General features: G+C 38.3%; 26 protein-coding genes. 4 read left to right on the plus strand and 22 right to left on the minus strand.

The features are described from left to right. From NR125_RS14695 to NR125_RS14785, 19 genes are all read right to left on the minus strand, one after another. Window positions 1-147 (minus strand): hypothetical protein, encoded by a 147-nt coding sequence (locus tag NR125_RS14695; protein ID WP_256815576.1) that lies wholly within the window; start codon window positions 145-147, stop codon window positions 1-3. After that, on the minus strand, window positions 140-607 hold the full coding sequence (locus tag NR125_RS14700) for a hypothetical protein (RefSeq protein ID WP_256815577.1): 468 nt from the start codon (window positions 605-607) through the stop codon (window positions 140-142). The genes NR125_RS14695 and NR125_RS14700 overlap by 8 nt, the downstream gene beginning before the upstream one ends. A gap of 311 nt (window positions 608-918) precedes the next feature. Then, window positions 919-1,242, minus strand: coding sequence for a hypothetical protein (locus NR125_RS14705; RefSeq protein WP_256815578.1), 324 nt, complete (start codon window positions 1,240-1,242; stop codon window positions 919-921). Between the two features lie 397 nt (window positions 1,243-1,639). Next, window positions 1,640-1,810, minus strand: coding sequence for a hypothetical protein (locus NR125_RS14710; protein ID WP_256815579.1), 171 nt, complete (start codon window positions 1,808-1,810; stop codon window positions 1,640-1,642). A 27-nt stretch (window positions 1,811-1,837) separates the two neighbouring features. Continuing rightward, complete coding sequence (locus NR125_RS14715) at window positions 1,838-2,107, minus strand: hypothetical protein (RefSeq protein WP_256815580.1); 270 nt, start codon at window positions 2,105-2,107, stop codon at window positions 1,838-1,840. Beyond that, window positions 2,104-2,391, minus strand: coding sequence for a hypothetical protein (locus NR125_RS14720; protein ID WP_256815581.1), 288 nt, complete (start codon window positions 2,389-2,391; stop codon window positions 2,104-2,106). The genes NR125_RS14715 and NR125_RS14720 overlap by 4 nt, the downstream gene beginning before the upstream one ends. A 13-nt stretch (window positions 2,392-2,404) precedes the next feature. Further along, complete coding sequence (locus tag NR125_RS14725) at window positions 2,405-2,527, minus strand: DUF3983 domain-containing protein (protein WP_256815582.1); 123 nt, start codon at window positions 2,525-2,527, stop codon at window positions 2,405-2,407. Beyond that, on the minus strand, window positions 2,527-2,700 hold the full coding sequence (locus tag NR125_RS14730; RefSeq protein WP_256815583.1) for a hypothetical protein: 174 nt from the start codon (window positions 2,698-2,700) through the stop codon (window positions 2,527-2,529). The genes NR125_RS14725 and NR125_RS14730 overlap by 1 nt, the downstream gene beginning before the upstream one ends. Before the next feature lie 60 nt (window positions 2,701-2,760). Continuing rightward, window positions 2,761-3,252: a DUF669 domain-containing protein gene (locus NR125_RS14735; protein WP_256815584.1), complete on the minus strand. Its 492-nt coding sequence runs from the start codon at window positions 3,250-3,252 to the stop codon at window positions 2,761-2,763. After that, on the minus strand, window positions 3,252-3,599 hold the full coding sequence (locus NR125_RS14740) for an organic solvent tolerance protein OstA (protein WP_256815585.1): 348 nt from the start codon (window positions 3,597-3,599) through the stop codon (window positions 3,252-3,254). The genes NR125_RS14735 and NR125_RS14740 overlap by 1 nt, the downstream gene beginning before the upstream one ends. A gap of 29 nt (window positions 3,600-3,628) precedes the next feature. Further along, window positions 3,629-5,554, minus strand: coding sequence for an AAA family ATPase (locus NR125_RS14745; RefSeq protein ID WP_256815586.1), 1,926 nt, complete (start codon window positions 5,552-5,554; stop codon window positions 3,629-3,631). Further along, on the minus strand, window positions 5,551-5,844 hold the full coding sequence (locus NR125_RS14750; protein ID WP_256815587.1) for a hypothetical protein: 294 nt from the start codon (window positions 5,842-5,844) through the stop codon (window positions 5,551-5,553). The genes NR125_RS14745 and NR125_RS14750 overlap by 4 nt, the downstream gene beginning before the upstream one ends. After that, window positions 5,841-6,122 (minus strand): VRR-NUC domain-containing protein, encoded by a 282-nt coding sequence (locus tag NR125_RS14755; RefSeq protein WP_256815588.1) that lies wholly within the window; start codon window positions 6,120-6,122, stop codon window positions 5,841-5,843. Before NR125_RS14755 ends, NR125_RS14750 begins: the two co-directional genes overlap by 4 nt. Before the next feature lie 173 nt (window positions 6,123-6,295). Then, complete coding sequence (locus NR125_RS14760; protein WP_256815589.1) at window positions 6,296-6,613, minus strand: hypothetical protein; 318 nt, start codon at window positions 6,611-6,613, stop codon at window positions 6,296-6,298. Beyond that, entirely contained in the window at window positions 6,613-6,867 is a 255-nt protein-coding gene (locus tag NR125_RS14765; protein WP_256815590.1) for a hypothetical protein, read from the minus strand. Before NR125_RS14765 ends, NR125_RS14760 begins: the two co-directional genes overlap by 1 nt. Before the next feature lie 14 nt (window positions 6,868-6,881). Further along, window positions 6,882-7,148, minus strand: coding sequence for a hypothetical protein (locus tag NR125_RS14770; RefSeq protein WP_256815591.1), 267 nt, complete (start codon window positions 7,146-7,148; stop codon window positions 6,882-6,884). After that, window positions 7,145-8,371: an SNF2-related protein gene (locus NR125_RS14775; protein WP_256815592.1), complete on the minus strand. Its 1,227-nt coding sequence runs from the start codon at window positions 8,369-8,371 to the stop codon at window positions 7,145-7,147. The genes NR125_RS14770 and NR125_RS14775 overlap by 4 nt, the downstream gene beginning before the upstream one ends. A gap of 74 nt (window positions 8,372-8,445) precedes the next feature. Continuing rightward, window positions 8,446-8,619 (minus strand): hypothetical protein, encoded by a 174-nt coding sequence (locus NR125_RS14780; protein WP_256815593.1) that lies wholly within the window; start codon window positions 8,617-8,619, stop codon window positions 8,446-8,448. 33 nt (window positions 8,620-8,652) lie between these two features. After that, window positions 8,653-8,781, minus strand: coding sequence for a hypothetical protein (locus tag NR125_RS14785; protein WP_256815594.1), 129 nt, complete (start codon window positions 8,779-8,781; stop codon window positions 8,653-8,655). Between the two features lie 352 nt (window positions 8,782-9,133). Between NR125_RS14785 and NR125_RS14790 the strand changes: the two genes are divergently transcribed. Further along, entirely contained in the window at window positions 9,134-9,379 is a 246-nt protein-coding gene (locus NR125_RS14790; RefSeq protein ID WP_026581047.1) for a hypothetical protein, read from the plus strand. Between the two features lie 417 nt (window positions 9,380-9,796). Here NR125_RS14790 and NR125_RS14795 read toward each other — a convergent pair whose 3' ends face one another. Next, window positions 9,797-10,051: a helix-turn-helix domain-containing protein gene (locus NR125_RS14795; RefSeq protein ID WP_084028805.1), complete on the minus strand. Its 255-nt coding sequence runs from the start codon at window positions 10,049-10,051 to the stop codon at window positions 9,797-9,799. Window positions 10,052-10,226: 175 nt separating this feature from the next. On the opposite strand from NR125_RS14795, the gene NR125_RS14800 reads away from it, so the two are divergent. Continuing rightward, on the plus strand, window positions 10,227-10,871 hold the full coding sequence (locus NR125_RS14800) for a LexA family protein (protein WP_026581050.1): 645 nt from the start codon (window positions 10,227-10,229) through the stop codon (window positions 10,869-10,871). A gap of 14 nt (window positions 10,872-10,885) precedes the next feature. Continuing rightward, window positions 10,886-12,241, plus strand: a complete 1,356-nt coding sequence (locus NR125_RS14805) for a recombinase family protein (RefSeq protein ID WP_256815595.1) — start codon at window positions 10,886-10,888, stop codon at window positions 12,239-12,241. Between the two features lie 34 nt (window positions 12,242-12,275). On the opposite strand, the gene NR125_RS14810 is transcribed toward NR125_RS14805, so the two are convergent. Together NR125_RS14810 and NR125_RS14815 are read right to left on the minus strand one after the other, a co-directional pair. Then, window positions 12,276-12,812, minus strand: coding sequence for a hypothetical protein (locus NR125_RS14810; protein ID WP_256815596.1), 537 nt, complete (start codon window positions 12,810-12,812; stop codon window positions 12,276-12,278). 204 nt (window positions 12,813-13,016) lie between these two features. Beyond that, on the minus strand, window positions 13,017-13,856 hold the full coding sequence (locus tag NR125_RS14815; RefSeq protein WP_071156337.1) for a DegV family protein: 840 nt from the start codon (window positions 13,854-13,856) through the stop codon (window positions 13,017-13,019). A 225-nt stretch (window positions 13,857-14,081) separates the two neighbouring features. Here NR125_RS14815 and NR125_RS14820 point away from each other — a divergent pair, with 225 nt between their 5' ends. After that, window positions 14,082-14,360 carry a hypothetical protein gene (locus NR125_RS14820; RefSeq protein ID WP_009331979.1) on the plus strand — a complete coding sequence of 93 codons (279 nt, stop codon included), beginning with the start codon at window positions 14,082-14,084 and terminating at the stop codon, window positions 14,358-14,360. The last annotated feature ends 66 nt before the right edge of the window (window positions 14,361-14,426 follow it).

Raw genomic sequence — 14,426 nt, forward strand, 5'->3', positions numbered from 1 at the left:
TTACTTAGTTTGTTTTGCTACTTGCTTCATCAAGTTTTCAATGGTTGCGAATAGCCAATTTCTATCCTTAACTTCCATCATCACTCGACCACTTTTAATATTCATGGATGATCTATCCTTAATGGCTTGTAATTTTTTATCAAACAACTAACTCCAGCTCCTTTCGAAGATTGAATTTAGCTCGTTCCAATTTTGCCAATCTTGAAGTGCCTTTAATGTGGTTTGGCTTACCCATAATCGCCATCATAAACCAAGTGGAACTGTCTACGCTGTAAACATCACAATAATCTAATATCTTTCGTGAACTACTGCCTAATAGGTGGAATTTCACTTCTGGATACTGCCAAGAAAGTAATCTTACCCATTCTGAAGCTTCCCACTTGTTTTTGACTGGAACCGTTCCACCAAGTGCCATAAACCGTTCGCCATGATGATAATATTTATCAAGCCATTCTTGATAATCATCACCGTATTGGACAACAGGAATTGGACTAAATCCTTTACGTTTCAGTATTTGGTAGTAGTCATAGGACATTTGATTATCACCAAAAACATCAAGATTCATATAGTGTGAAATGTATTCTTTGTTGCCCTCGATATATTTCATGTAATCAGTTAGAGCAATTCCTTTCCCTTTCGTATAGGCTGAATATGCTCCGCTATCTAATATGATTTCGGGAGTATATCCTAAACGCTCTACATAGTCCTTTAACGGCTTATTTCTGAAGTAGAAATACGATAGCAATAGCCTAGGTGGTTTAACCTCTTGCAAGGCTTCTAATTCGGCTGTGGAGGAATCTACTGCAACATGATAAATCTTGATTTTTAACCCCTCCCTTTACTTCGCTTAATATGTCTACAGCGAAACACTTTGCTTATTTTGTTTCGCTAAATTTTCGTAATGCGCAACAACTGCCATCAAAAATTATTTTCTTTTTCCAATTCCTCTACCCACTTTGCCAAATCTTCATTTTGTTTCAAAATGCCTATAATCTCCATGGCGTTCTTTTGAACCTCTTTTGTTGTATCTTTAGAATGTTCCTTCATTTGTTTTATTTTCTCAGCACTAAGCACTTCTAACTCTTTACTTAAATGCTCTACACAATCTTTCATTGAGTGACTGATATAATAACCCTTTTTGTAATAATTGATATACGATTCAAGTATTGATTCAATCGTATATGTGTAATTGCGTTTTACGATAAATTTTTCTACATTCTTTTTTGCTTGCTTTTTGTCCATATACAAACAATCCCCTTTCCTAATGTCGCTTTTTATGTCAATAATGCATAAAGCAATTTATCCTGGACATACTATCTGCACGAGCAAGGGCGCACTCCACCTTTTAAACTCCATTTTGATTCCGGTCCTTGCTCGCACCCTTTTTGATATATAGGCATATAATGCAGGGCACACATTCAAACACCTTATCAACATGCCGCTATTTTGCGGCTTTTTTTGCGTATTAGTTTTAATTTTCCGGGCAAATTATCTATGTGAGCAAGGGCTCTTCCACTTCAGACTCCATATTTCTGACCCTTGCTCAATCCAATAATAGGTTCGTGCATTATAGAGTAAGGGCAAATCAATTTCTCCTGCAGCATTGAAAAAGTTTCAGCCCTTACTCGCAACATAATGCTTATTTAGTTTCTTTTTTCGGTTTAACAGGCTGTACGGTATGGGAAACTCCTGTTTCAAGCGTAAACATTGCAGATTCTTCTAAAGCTTGATCATAGTTAGAAAAAACTCTGACAATATCCATTTCTTTCCCTTCACCAACACAAACTCCCCAATACTGCTTATTTTCCATTTGACTTCTCCTTTCTGATTAACATTTTTACTCTTTTGTTTCCCTCCAACCCCGGCCATCCAGCCACCGTTCAATACTTGCTACAAAGATATCTAATCCACCCGATATACCTTTTTTATCAATGTGAAGGGCATAACCAGAGAAGTCCGGCCCCTGATAATGACAAACGCCATTGTACTTGTTGTGCTTCTGGATCAGCAGCCGTTCCTTCCCTCTGAAAAATTCCATCTCCTCGCCCTGTTTTAGATCAATGATTTGATCTTCCAGGGCGAAGGAGAACAAATCAAGCTGTTTCATGACCCACCTGTCACTCTCCTGCCGTACAAGTCATATTTTTCTAACTGCCAGTAAACGACATTAATATCTATCCCTAATTCAATGGCAATCTGGAAAGAGGTTTTACCCTCTCCCCATAACCGCACCAGTCGCGATAAGTATTCATCATTCCACTGTCGCATTTGCAATTCGACTGCAGCTTCATATTTATAATCAATCGGGCAATCTTCCCACAAGCAAATTTGGAGAAGTTGCTCTTTTGTGGCGTCTTCAAAATGGATACTGTTAATAACATCTTTTTGCATACGGCCACCTTCTCTATTTATCTTGTAAAACACCGGCCTTAACAAATAAGTTTCTCCAAGCCCGATCTGTTCTTTCTTTACGACGACGAGCAAGTGATTTTCTTAATCGTCTTTTCCGTTTCGTTTTGTTGACCATTAAAACCACCCACTCCCACCACTAGGAACATTTACTTCTCTGTAGGAATCCTTGGAAAGAGCCTTTCTCCTTCTTTGTAATTCACACGCTGCAGCATACCGATCTCTCATTCTCTCGTTCTCATTAGTTGCAATCTCATATAGTTGCTGATCTGTAGCCTTTGATAAATCCATATCAGCACACCCTTACCTTTCGTATATTAAAAGGGAGCCCAGTGAGCTCCCCCTATTCAATTATTCAACTTCAAATATTTCAATGATCTTGAATGTATCAAACCCATCTTTATTCGTGCCTTTTTCAAGCAGATATTCAAATTGCCCATCAATTTCTTCATGAATATCTAAGATCAAATCAGCATAGGCCCCGAATCCAGTGAATTTAACATCATCCTTTTCGCAATCCCAAAGTGCACGCAGCATTTCATTATTTTGGTGTACTTGAATGCCAAATGCTTTATCATTTTGCGGCTGCATTACTTTGTTATAGAAAAGGCGCTGGTTTTCATAATCGCCGTCCACAACCTTGAACCAGATTGATAACATTGGATCACCTTTGGACGATTCTTTAAGCTCCATCTTTTCAACTTCAACCTCGTATTGACCATCTGGAAGTGGTTCTAGATTGCCACCACCATTTTCCTCAACTTCTTTCACATCTTCAGCTAGTGCTTCCAGATCTACCTGCTTATCGAATTTATCCCAATTAAATTTTTTATCTTCTGCCATTATTGTTCATCCTCCTCGTCATCGTTGCCAATTTGAGACCCATCAAAATCTTCATCCTCGTCATGATTTACAGAAACAGTACCATCAGTGCCAATGCTATATTCAACACCCTCATGTTGTTCTTCTGGCTCTTCCTTCTTAGAAGGTCCACTTTCCATAATTTCACGAGGAGTGTCATAACTGAAAGCCAGGTCAACCAAGAAATAAGTGCCGTATTTATTGTGCTTTTCGCTAATTTTGAAAGATGTTAAATAGATATCCTCCTTTGCTTCTTCAACAACTTTTTCAGCCTCTTCACGAGTATCAGCGTAATGCTGCTCTTTTGTATTAAGTTCTTTAACTGCCATTTTTTATTACCTCCAAATAGTTTTATAGTTTAATTTCTAGAGCGACGGCGACGAGTACGAGCTGGTTTTTCATCTTCTTTAGCTTCCGAAGTATCTTCTTCACCTGGCGGTGTGTCATCTTCAGCTGGCTTACGGAAACGGCGCTGGCGTGCAGGCTTTTCTTCTTCTGCAGAAGCATCCTCTGTTTTGCGGGAACGTCTTTCACGCTTTGGTTTTTCTTGAGCAGGTGATTCTTGCTCACCATTTTCTTCTGACCAAGCTTCATACTCCTCTTTAGTACGAGGATCATATATGTCTTTATCCAAGAAATCGAGAGACTCACCTTTTTTAACTTTAATGAAATCACCGGTTCCATCGTGTTCAAAGTACATTGTTTTTGTTGCTATATTTGCACTTTCAGGCTCTTTTTCTTCTTTCTTAGCTCGTCCAGTACGTTTCGGTTTCTCTTTGGTTTTAGCTGCTTTTCCGTCCTGGGCAGCTGTTAATTCTTCAATGAAAGCATCATATTCAAGTGGAATAGTATCGACTTGCCAATTGAATCTACCGCCACCGAATACATTTTGTTTTTTCTTCAGCTGCAAGAATCGTTCGTCATCTGAGTTAACAAAGGCTCTTAAAGTGAGGTCCACTGTACCAGTAAGGAAATTTGCTGTTTTATCGTCAATGTTAGGTTTATAAGTGGTTCTCTTACCTCCACCCTTTAAAGTAATTTCAGTAACGATTTCCTTGCTGATATATACAATTTGGTAACCAAGGGCCTTTAATCGTTTGATGGCATTGTTAAACTCTAATTTAACTTTGTCCCATCCTTTACCATAACCACCATCGGATTCATGTTCCCATCCATTCTTATCAAAAACATATACACGGCAGTGATCACGTAAGTCTTCTACTAGATCGATAGCAACTGTTTCAAAATCATTATCTTCAGTTTCTAAGTCACTAATTGTGTCCAAGAATAAGTCCCATGCCAATTTACGATTGGTTACACGGCCAGTCTTTGTTACTTCATCTTTAATTCTGATAACTGGTGCTGTGGTATTATCTGTGTTCCCATCAGTATTTAAGAAAAGTACATTTGGGAACTGATCAATAAAAGTTGATTTTCCAACATAACTATCAGCGTAAAGCCACAGATCCGGCTTCGTATCGATCTTTCTTTCACGACGTTCATTTTTAGGCAATGCCATTAAAATCTCTCCCTTATCATTTTCTATAGCTTCCAAGTAATTGGGCCTGAACCGCGGGTTGCAGCTGAAGCATTTTCCACTGGCATTCTTTTTAGAGAAATCAGTAGTTTTCTCAATCTTGTCCATGCTGTTCTTGAAGTAAATGGACTCCATTTCATCAAATTCAATTGGGACAAAATTAACTTCTGATTCTTCAACTGTTTCAACCAGGCGTTTACGGAAATGGAATAGATCCTCTTTTTCCTTTTGCTTTATGCTTGTCTTTGGTACGAATAGAAAAGCCAGCTTTTTAACATTGAACCCATCTTGCTCTAAGTAGTCTTTGTAAATATGTAGCTGTCCGGATCCTAAATAGTTTTTAATGTTGTTTGAATACTTGAAATCCATTACCATGCAAGTGCCATCAGGTGCCTTTATAATCAGATCCACAAACCCCAGATACCGTTCATGATCGATTTTATATTCATGGATAAACTCACAATCTGAGAAATTCTGAATTAAGAAATCTTTTACTTTGGGAATGAGTATTTCTAACTTCATTCCTTCTTCAATAATGGCATCCGTTAATACAGGAAAAGCATTGTAGTATTCATGAAGAGCAGTCTCCACATCGTGCTCTATTCCAGAGTGCAAAGCGCGGCCAATTATTAAAGGATTATCAGCATCTAATTTTGGAATTTCAGTAAGCTGCTGATTGTATCTAAGATCAAAGTGATAGGGACAGTCATTGAATAATGAAACCCGGCTGTAACTGTATTGGCTCATAACTTAGCCACTTCCATTAATGCTTCATTGGAGACTTTGATCTGGTCCAGATAGCTTTTCAAGTCTTTAACAGCACCTTTGTTTACCAATAACTCATTACGAGCTATAAATTTCAAAGCGCTATGAATGGTCTTTGAATAACCTTTGAATCGCCATTTCGTGACTGTCTCTTTTTTAATTGGATTGAACACTTCTTCCAACCGTTCAACCACTACATTTAGACTGTCATATTCTTTAATACGGACATTGCCAATTTCGATGAGGATAGCTTTCTCTTTAGTTTCAGTCACCCAAACCACCTCACTTTCCAAGACTCAAAGTCTTTTGGCCGAAGTACATAGCCCTCTCCACCTGAGTCTTTTATTTTCCGGATATTGTACAGCTGCAGTTTACTGGCCGTACCCACATCGGTTTTTAATTCAATGCCATGGAACTTTCCATCGATGCAAGCCAAGATATCCGGTATTCCTTCTTTGGTGTATTGGCTGCCGGCCCAATACTTTACATGCCATACCTCTTTATCTTTTAGAAACTTGATGACTTTTTTCTGAAAGGCAGATTCTCTCATCTGATGTCACCCCAATCTAACTTGGAGCCACAACCTGGACAATAATTGAATTCTTCTTCCAAAAAAGTTTCACAATTATCACAGAACGGTTCTGACTCATCACCTGCAGAAAAATAACTTTGATAAGCTTCAGTCCATTGGACTTTCACAGTTTTTACTATTTTTAAAGGCATTTATTTAACCTTGATTGTTAAACTTGCACTACGGTTAGTGACTTTAGGATAATCAGCCATGAGCTCTGCATAATGTTCAGGCTCTTCATTTTTCAATCTAGTCGTATCTAAAGATTTACTTGTACTTGCTGCTGTTCTAGTGATTTTAAGAAGATCATTATCAATCGACTTAATGCCAAACTCATCCATTGCCTTGCCAAGCACTTCTTTTAGTTTGGCGGTTTGATCTTTTAATAATTTTTCCTGTTGAATATGCTGTGCAACATTTGCCATCAATAACATGTGTTTGCTCTCAAATGCCTGTAATTCATTACTCATTACTTGTCACACTCCTTCAGAACGATTTTCATATTTTCAAGGGACGGTTCCAGGCGTTTAATTTTTCCGTAAACAAGATCAACCTCATGGATACTTTTTAATGTTTCAGGGTCTTCCGACAGGAAATCACGGTCTCCAGATGCAATGCGGCCAATTAGGCTTTTCACTTCTGTATCGCGTTCATACATATGAACTTGATCCTCATTAAAATGACCTCTGTTCTGCCTTGTGACAACCAGATATCTTTTTAACACTAAAGCTCAACTCCTTAACTAGAGTACTTGGCAAAAGCAACGCCATTATCTTTAGCTAATTTTTTACGTTCCCTACGATTTAAAATCTGACCATAATCTTTTTTGATTGCTGCAGAAACAGCCGATATTCCAAGTTCACCAGGTTGATAGGGTTGTTTGGTACTACGTGGTGCTTTAGGTCTAGAACCTTTTTTCATTTCCGCGAAATCACGAGCAATCCCAGCTTGTTTGGCTACCCTAAAAGCTTGCATTTGGTCTATAAATCTTCTTAAAAAACTCATTCCATTTCCTCCTTCTCGAATAGAGCATCTGTATAATCTTTTCGCTCCTTCAGGACATCAAGCATGCGCCACTCAATGGATCCATCTGTGAGCAGGAAATAATAAAAGCATGGTTTCTCCTGGCCTATCCTGTGGATCCGTTTCTTGCTCTGCTCAAACAGTTCGCTCTTATCCGTGAGGGTAAAGTAAACGATCTTGTTTGCTTTCTGCAGGTTAAGACCCATGGCTCCAGCCTGGTATTGAATGAGCGTTATGGAGTCTCCACACTCCTCATAAGCAGACAAATCTTTTTGATCACCATTTACTGTGCTGATCGGCTTATTAATTAAATCCACTAATGCTGCGTATTCCTTTTTAAAGTTGTAAAAGATGATCATTCGATCATTTGTGCTATCGATTAAATCTTTTACATACTGCAGCTTGTTTTGGTTATATGCTCCGGCTAATTGGCGAAGATACAATTTCTTAGCAGCTGGGGTATCACCGATTAACTCTTCCTCACCAATCTCAATGATGTGGTCCTTGGCAAACTGCTTGTATCCTTTGGTTCCTGGTATCTTTACGATTTGGTCATTAACTGCAGGAAGATCAAAGACCTCTTCCGTCTTCATAAAGATGGCACCATATTGCCGAAGCTTTGCTTTCAAGCGTTCCACATTTTTATAACCGGTGATGACAAACTTTTGATTCCGGTCATCCCATTCCTGGACAACAAATTGTTTTAAAAATAGCTTTTTAGTAATCTTCCAACCTAACAAATGCAGTTGTGACCATAACTCCTCATACTTCCCACCTGTAGGTGTTCCGGAAAGAAGGATTACATTGTCAGCTGCAAGCTTCAAAATGAATTTACTCCGATTGGATGATTCATTTTTAATCATGGAGGACTCGTCCATCATTAAAGTAAAATTCCTTAGCTTTAATAATTCCGGCCGTCTCCAAACCTTGTCATAGTTAATGATTAAGACACTTTCTGGAGGAATATCCTCAATTCGCTGCTGATCAAAAACAATAACTTCATAGTCATAAAACTGATGGAAATGATCTTTCCAATCATCGATCTTTGATTTTTGACAGATAACAAGATTGTAAGGAGTATTAAGCTCCCACATCTTTTCTGATCCAACAAATGTCTTTCCCAGACCCATATCCAAGTAATAAGCAACTCGGTTTTTTTCATATGTGTCATCCAATGCTCGTTCCTGGTGTGGAAAAAGTTTCATTTACATCACATCGTTTCGTGCTATACTTTCAGTGTGTGTTATTAATTATGTGCCCTTCAGTTGCAGCTGATGGGCTATTTTTCTAGTTCGACATCATCTAAAGAAACCCAATACTCTTCTCCTGTACCATCTGCGACACGAACATCCACAGAACCAACAGATGGGTATTCAACAGCATCTACCACAGAAAAGTTTTTTGTGATTGAACCCTCTAAGCCGATTAGGTCCGTTCTTTTAATTACCTCCATTGCTCTCACCTCCCTTCAAATATGTAAAACCAATTAATCAATAGGGTTATCAAGCATGAATTGAACAGTTACAATTTCGCGCAAGCTTGTGCTGTATTTGATGTTTTCCAGCTTTGTGTGCCAATCACCGTCAGAAACATGTGACATTACCTCTTTACTCACTTTTCTCACCTCCCTAAAGGTGAAATTTAAAAGAGCATTATATTTTCTTTACTCTTCGTGGCAAATGTTCCGGGTTATTACAGTAAGATTCACCATATTGTTTGTAATTGAAGTCCTTCCTTTTACAAACCGGACAAACTTTTTCTTTATCCTTTGTTTTCAAAACCTTCACCACCTTCCATTTACTCAGCCCAACCCTTGGCCTTTCCAACTGCAAAACCAGCGAATAACAATGTGATAAAGACGATTCCAAAGCATCCAATACCAAACACGTCAGGTACCTCCAAATGCATAAATTTTTTATTCCAATAGATTTCCTTCCGGTATAATAAAATTGGGAGGAGGTGGTAAAATGAAACTCATAGAAGTTTTGAATAGTTTGTCGCCTATCAATGCAGAAAAACATGGACTGATAATTGACTTTCCGGATATAATTCAATCTTGTAAACTACTTGGCCAGGACTCGAGTGAAATGATCGAAGTTAAACTCCATGAATTAGAAAAACAAGGGCTAATTAAAGTTGTTTGTATGGATGATCCTGGCTTTGAAAATTTAGTCATTGGTGTCAAATTAACTAAATGGAACGATTCCTTGTGATTTTCCTTACCGGTCATCATAATTAGATTTTTTCTCAGCCTCTGTTAAAGCAGGGGCTGATTTATATTGTTCACCATGACTTTACGTCGTTATGATTTTAGAACTAAATTCGTTCATCAAGTTTCGCCATGTTGGTAAAAAGATAAGGCTGCTAATCAGCCTAGCTTGCAAGTTCTTAATTTTCTACATAAGTTAGATATGTCCGAAGTTTCCCATCTTCCAGAGAGACCTTTCTCTCGTAATGATTTAAAAAATGTGGGTCCTCAATGGTGTCTCCTTTCTGTTTAAGGACCCAAACTCTTGAATCATTTAAAAGATCAGATAGTCCAGCTGGGATAGGGATGCTATGACCCTCTAATTTGATATGAGTGACTTCTAGGTCCTCCATTAATTTCAATTTACTTTCTCCCCTCCACCTTAAGTAGTTGATTCATCACCATTTACTCTACTTAAAGTAGAACCCTGGTTAAAAAAAATACAATCATAACTCATTTCTAAGATATCCGATAGCTTCTTTGCTTCTCTAACAGTAACTTCATCTGGATGCTTCTCCATCTTGCTGTATGTTTGCACATGGACTCCAAGCTTACTGGCTATCTCCCTCTGTGTAAAACCTTTTAGCAACCTAGCCTGTTTCAGTGTGAATCTCACCGTTCTCACCTCGCTTTTCACCTTTCACAATCACATCTTATTCTACTTTTAGTAGATTGTCAACGATAAAATTCTCACGAATTTCTACCTTGAAAATAAGCAACTTAAATAAAAGTAGATTTTTTTCGATATAATGTTGAACATTGTCTACTTTTAGTTTATATTAATCATATAAATAGTGCCGGAGGGAAATAAAGTGAGTATAGGAAAAAATATTAAAAAGTTGAGAGAACTACATAATTTATCACAAAAAGAACTTGCAGAAATCGCAGGAGTATCTGATAAAGCAGTCTCTACTTGGGAGAACGAACTTAAAGAACCTCGTATGGGTACTATTCAGAAAATCGCAGATCATTTCGGAATATTAAAAAGTGATATCATTGAGGACCAAAAAGTAAATAGATTGAATAATGACACTCTCAATGCGGATTCCATTCCAGTTCCTTTATTAGGATCAATAGCTGCTGGAGTTCCATTGGAGATGATTCCAGTAAAAGAAATGGTGAATGTACCAAGAGAAGTTGCAGAAACGTATCCAGAGGCTTTTTTAGTCCAGGTAACGGGAGATAGCATGAATAAAATTGTTCCTTCAGGAGCTCTTGCATTGATTGATCCTACAGAAGAAGTTAAAAATGGTGATATTGCTGCTGTTACAGTCAACGGATATGATGCAACTTTAAAAAGGTTTTATAAATTTCAGGATGGAATTACATTAGAACCTGAAAGTTATAACCCTGAAAACTCTACTCAGTTTTATAGTTCTAAAGAGCAAGAATACAACCCAATCCATATTAAAGGAAAATTAGTTTGGTACATGGCACCTTTAAACATTAAATTTTAATCCAGGTGATATATATGACAAAAGCTGCTATCTATATCCGCGTCAGCACTCAAGACCAGGTTGAAAACTATAGTATAGAAGTACAAAAAGAACGGTTAGAAGCATTTTGCAAAGCGAAAAACTGGGAAATTCATAACATTTATATTGACGGTGGCTACTCTGGAGCATCACTTGACCGTCCTGATCTTCAGCGTTTACTTAAGGACTTAAAGACCATTGATGCTGTTGTAGTTTATAAATTAGACAGATTATCCAGGTCTCAAAAAGATACACTTGAACTGATTGAGGAACATTTCTTAAATAACAAAGTTGATTTTGTATCAATAACAGAAACACTTGATACATCTACACCTTTTGGAAAAGCAATGATCGGCATTTTATCTGTATTTGCTCAATTGGAACGCGAAACCATTGCTGAGCGTATGCGAATGGGGCACATAAAGAGAGCTGAAAATGGACTTAGAGGAATGGGTGGAGATTATGACCCAGCTGGATATTTGCGAAAAGACGGGAATTTAATTATAAACAAGGAAGAAGCAGCGCATATACAAAGAGCATATGATCTGTATGAGCAATCTCACTCAATAACACAAGTTCAAGAAATGCTTAAATTAGAAGGCTATAAAGTTTGGAGATTTAGACGGTACCGGGACATCCTTTCGAATCCTTTGTACATAGGACTTGTCAGTTTCGCCGGCAACCTATACGAGGGACAACATGAATCAATTATCTCTAAAGACCAATTTGAACGCGTACAGAGGCTCCTGGAAAGGCACAAGGGTAATAACGCCCACAAGGCTAAAGAAAGCTTACTATCTGGATTAATCAAATGTGAGCATTGTGGCGAAAGTTTTGTATCTTATAGTACAGGCATATCGAAGAAGAACCCCAAAAAATATTATTACTACATGTGTAGGGCCAGAAGATTCCCTTCTGAATATGACGAGAAGTGCAACAATCAGAATTGGAGCAGACCAAAATTAGAAGCTCTAGTTATAAATGAACTTAAGAATCTTACCATCGAAAAAAGCCGTTCAAACAAAAAAGATCGTATTGTTAATTATGAAAAACAAATAAAAGACATTAACAAAAAAATTGAACGACTTATTGAACTATACACCACAAATTTGGACATGGATAAAGATATATTAAATAAGCAAATGAATAAATTAAACGAAGAAAAAAAGAAGGTTCTAGAAAAACAAAAAGAGGCAACACCAGCTGCAGAGGAAATTACAGATGATATGCTAAAAGATATCCAAGTTGCTTTTGACGAACTGGACTTCAAAGGTAAACAAATCGTAATTAATAAATTCATTAAAGAAATTAAAATAGATGACAAGAACGTCATAATTGAATGGCGTTTTTAATAGCAATAATTTTTATGTATTCATATCGGGCTGTTCACACAGCCCATACGAGGAGTTCCTTACTTTCAATCACAGCCTGCTTTACCTGGTCAGAGGCAACCTGCTGTCCAGGCGATAGGGTGCCAGCCCATTCCAAGGGATTCCCGGTTAAATCCCGGACAGAATCTGGACCGCACCATCCAATCAGAGGAGTGCACTCACTGACCCGTCCCATCATGATGCATTTCCGGCAGTAAGTACATTCTTTCTCACCGCATCGGGCACAGGGAAAACTTGCGAATAGTGAACGATCTTTATTGCCGCACCTGGCACAAACTATCTTGCTTTTGGTCTTAATTATCCCTTTTCGGTAAGAAATATAGCTATTTTCATAGTGCTGATGGATTTCTTCAATTGAATGCGGTAAGTTTTCGAATAGAAGCTGTTTTCCGTAGAGGATTCTCTGGAGTTCTTTGTTATATGAATAGTTTTCGTTGAGTGGCGGCTCTGGAATGTTGTCAATGGAGGAAATCGGGAGGCTTTCTGGAGGAAAATCATTTATGTATGGGGTCATTTTTCGATTAAATCTCAAGGGATCACCTCAATGTTAATTTCTTTGCAGGTTTTGCGGTTTTATTTGCAAATTCCCGATTTTATTTGCAGATTTGGACAAGTTATTTGCAAAATCAAGCCTTCTATTTGCAAGATTCCTGAATCTAATTGCAAAATCCCTACATCTACATCACCCCTCTCAAAAAATCTGCGCCACCCTAAGAATGGCGCACTCAAACAAAACTTACTTCTTCACCCAGCCAAACCCCATAGCACCTTCACCTAGATGGGTTCCAATGACCGGACCAAAATAGCTGATCATAAATTCAACATTAGGATACTCTGCCTCAAGCTCAGCTTTCCACTCTCGAGCTTCTTTTTCACGATTGGCATGGATAATAACTGCCTGATACGGCTCACCGCTTTTCACATCTTCCCAGAAAAGGTCAACCATTCGCTTCATCGCTTTTTTACGCGTGCGAATTTTCTCGAACGGGACAATTTTCTTATCTTCAAAATGAAGCAGCGGCTTCACCTGCAGCAGGCTGCCGATCAATGCCTGTGCGCTGGACAAACGTCCTCCACGCTGAAGATGCGATAAATCATCCACCATGAAATAAGCCCGAATGCTCTTTTTCATTTCCTCCAGGCGCTCAACAATTTCCTGTGGCCCCTTACCGGCAGCGGCAAGCTCTGCAGCTTCCATCACATAAAACCCCTGCACCATACAGCTGATTTCGGAATCAAACGGAAAAACCTGAATATCCTCCACCATGCTCCCAGCCGTAACTGCCCCTTGGAACGTCCCGCTAATGCCGCTCGACAAATGGATCGAAATCACCGCATCATACTCTTTCGATAATTTCTCAAACAGCTCGGCAAACTCGCCCACCGGAGGCTGCGAAGTAGTCGGAAGCTCTTTATGCTTCACTTCTTCATAAAAGTCTGCAGCCGTAATTTCTACTTCTTCCTGGTAAGTTTCACTGCCGAAAATAACACTCAGCGGAATCATATGTATATTTAACTTTTCTCTTATATCCTTAGAAATATATGCTGTACTATCTGTTACAACAGCCGTTTTCATAAATAGAGTTACCATCCTTATCTTTTTTCTCTACTGTATGTTCATGTTCCATTTTATATGATAGCATGAGAAATTGCATTAAGTTTAGAGCCGTCAATAAATAGATTTAATGATTCTACTCCTTAGTGCCCACCTCGCAAAACTGGTATATTTTCACATTCAAACGAATAGAGGTATGTGATAAAATTCCTCTTGTGTCTTTATTCCGTAAAGGAGCTGTAACATTTGAACAACAACACTTCTTTTACAAGCAAAACCAACTCGAGCAACTATACTCTAGAAACACTCCATCAAATTCTTAATATGGAGTTAAGCAAATACAAAGTTATAAAAGTTCCAAACATAAATCACTCCCTAAGTGGTGCGGAGCTTGCTTCTTGGCTCATTGACAGCGCATCTCCACAAGAACTTGAGGAACTTGTTTTCATGTTAAACCAGGCAAAAAAGCGATCATCCAATACAAAAACCATTTTCCAAATTGCCGCAGCCGCTCTGATAAAATAAAAAGCACGCAATGGCATTATTACCATCTGCGTGCTTTTTCGACAAAAATCGGGTGGTGCCTGTCAC

This window comes from Cytobacillus sp. Bac17 (genome assembly GCF_024519925.1).
Classification (GTDB): domain Bacteria; phylum Bacillota; class Bacilli; order Bacillales; family Cytobacillaceae; genus Cytobacillus; species Cytobacillus pseudoceanisediminis.

Excerpts from the sequence above, each read along its gene's own strand:
- NR125_RS14805 (WP_256815595.1), top strand. The coding sequence starts at position 10,886 with ATGACAAAAGCTGCTATCTATATCCGCGTCAGCACTCAAGACCAGGTT.
- NR125_RS14815 (WP_071156337.1), bottom strand. The coding sequence starts at position 13,856 with ATGAAAACGGCTGTTGTAACAGATAGTACAGCATATATTTCTAAGGAT.
- NR125_RS14745 (WP_256815586.1), bottom strand. The coding sequence starts at position 5,554 with ATGAGCCAATACAGTTACAGCCGGGTTTCATTATTCAATGACTGTCCC.
- NR125_RS14700 (WP_256815577.1), bottom strand. The coding sequence starts at position 607 with ATGAAATATATCGAGGGCAACAAAGAATACATTTCACACTATATGAAT.
- NR125_RS14780 (WP_256815593.1), bottom strand. The coding sequence starts at position 8,619 with ATGGAGGTAATTAAAAGAACGGACCTAATCGGCTTAGAGGGTTCAATC.
- NR125_RS14790 (WP_026581047.1), top strand. The coding sequence starts at position 9,134 with ATGAAACTCATAGAAGTTTTGAATAGTTTGTCGCCTATCAATGCAGAA.
- NR125_RS14760 (WP_256815589.1), bottom strand. The coding sequence starts at position 6,613 with ATGAGTAATGAATTACAGGCATTTGAGAGCAAACACATGTTATTGATG.
- NR125_RS14705 (WP_256815578.1), bottom strand. The coding sequence starts at position 1,242 with ATGGACAAAAAGCAAGCAAAAAAGAATGTAGAAAAATTTATCGTAAAA.
- NR125_RS14730 (WP_256815583.1), bottom strand. The coding sequence starts at position 2,700 with ATGGATTTATCAAAGGCTACAGATCAGCAACTATATGAGATTGCAACT.
- NR125_RS14775 (WP_256815592.1), bottom strand. The coding sequence starts at position 8,371 with ATGAAACTTTTTCCACACCAGGAACGAGCATTGGATGACACATATGAA.
- NR125_RS14710 (WP_256815579.1), bottom strand. The coding sequence starts at position 1,810 with ATGGAAAATAAGCAGTATTGGGGAGTTTGTGTTGGTGAAGGGAAAGAA.
- NR125_RS14770 (WP_256815591.1), bottom strand. The coding sequence starts at position 7,148 with ATGAGTTTTTTAAGAAGATTTATAGACCAAATGCAAGCTTTTAGGGTA.
- NR125_RS14725 (WP_256815582.1), bottom strand. The coding sequence starts at position 2,527 with ATGGTCAACAAAACGAAACGGAAAAGACGATTAAGAAAATCACTTGCT.
- NR125_RS14720 (WP_256815581.1), bottom strand. The coding sequence starts at position 2,391 with ATGCAAAAAGATGTTATTAACAGTATCCATTTTGAAGACGCCACAAAA.
- NR125_RS14740 (WP_256815585.1), bottom strand. The coding sequence starts at position 3,599 with ATGGCAGTTAAAGAACTTAATACAAAAGAGCAGCATTACGCTGATACT.
- NR125_RS14755 (WP_256815588.1), bottom strand. The coding sequence starts at position 6,122 with ATGAGAGAATCTGCCTTTCAGAAAAAAGTCATCAAGTTTCTAAAAGAT.
- NR125_RS14715 (WP_256815580.1), bottom strand. The coding sequence starts at position 2,107 with ATGAAACAGCTTGATTTGTTCTCCTTCGCCCTGGAAGATCAAATCATT.
- NR125_RS14735 (WP_256815584.1), bottom strand. The coding sequence starts at position 3,252 with ATGGCAGAAGATAAAAAATTTAATTGGGATAAATTCGATAAGCAGGTA.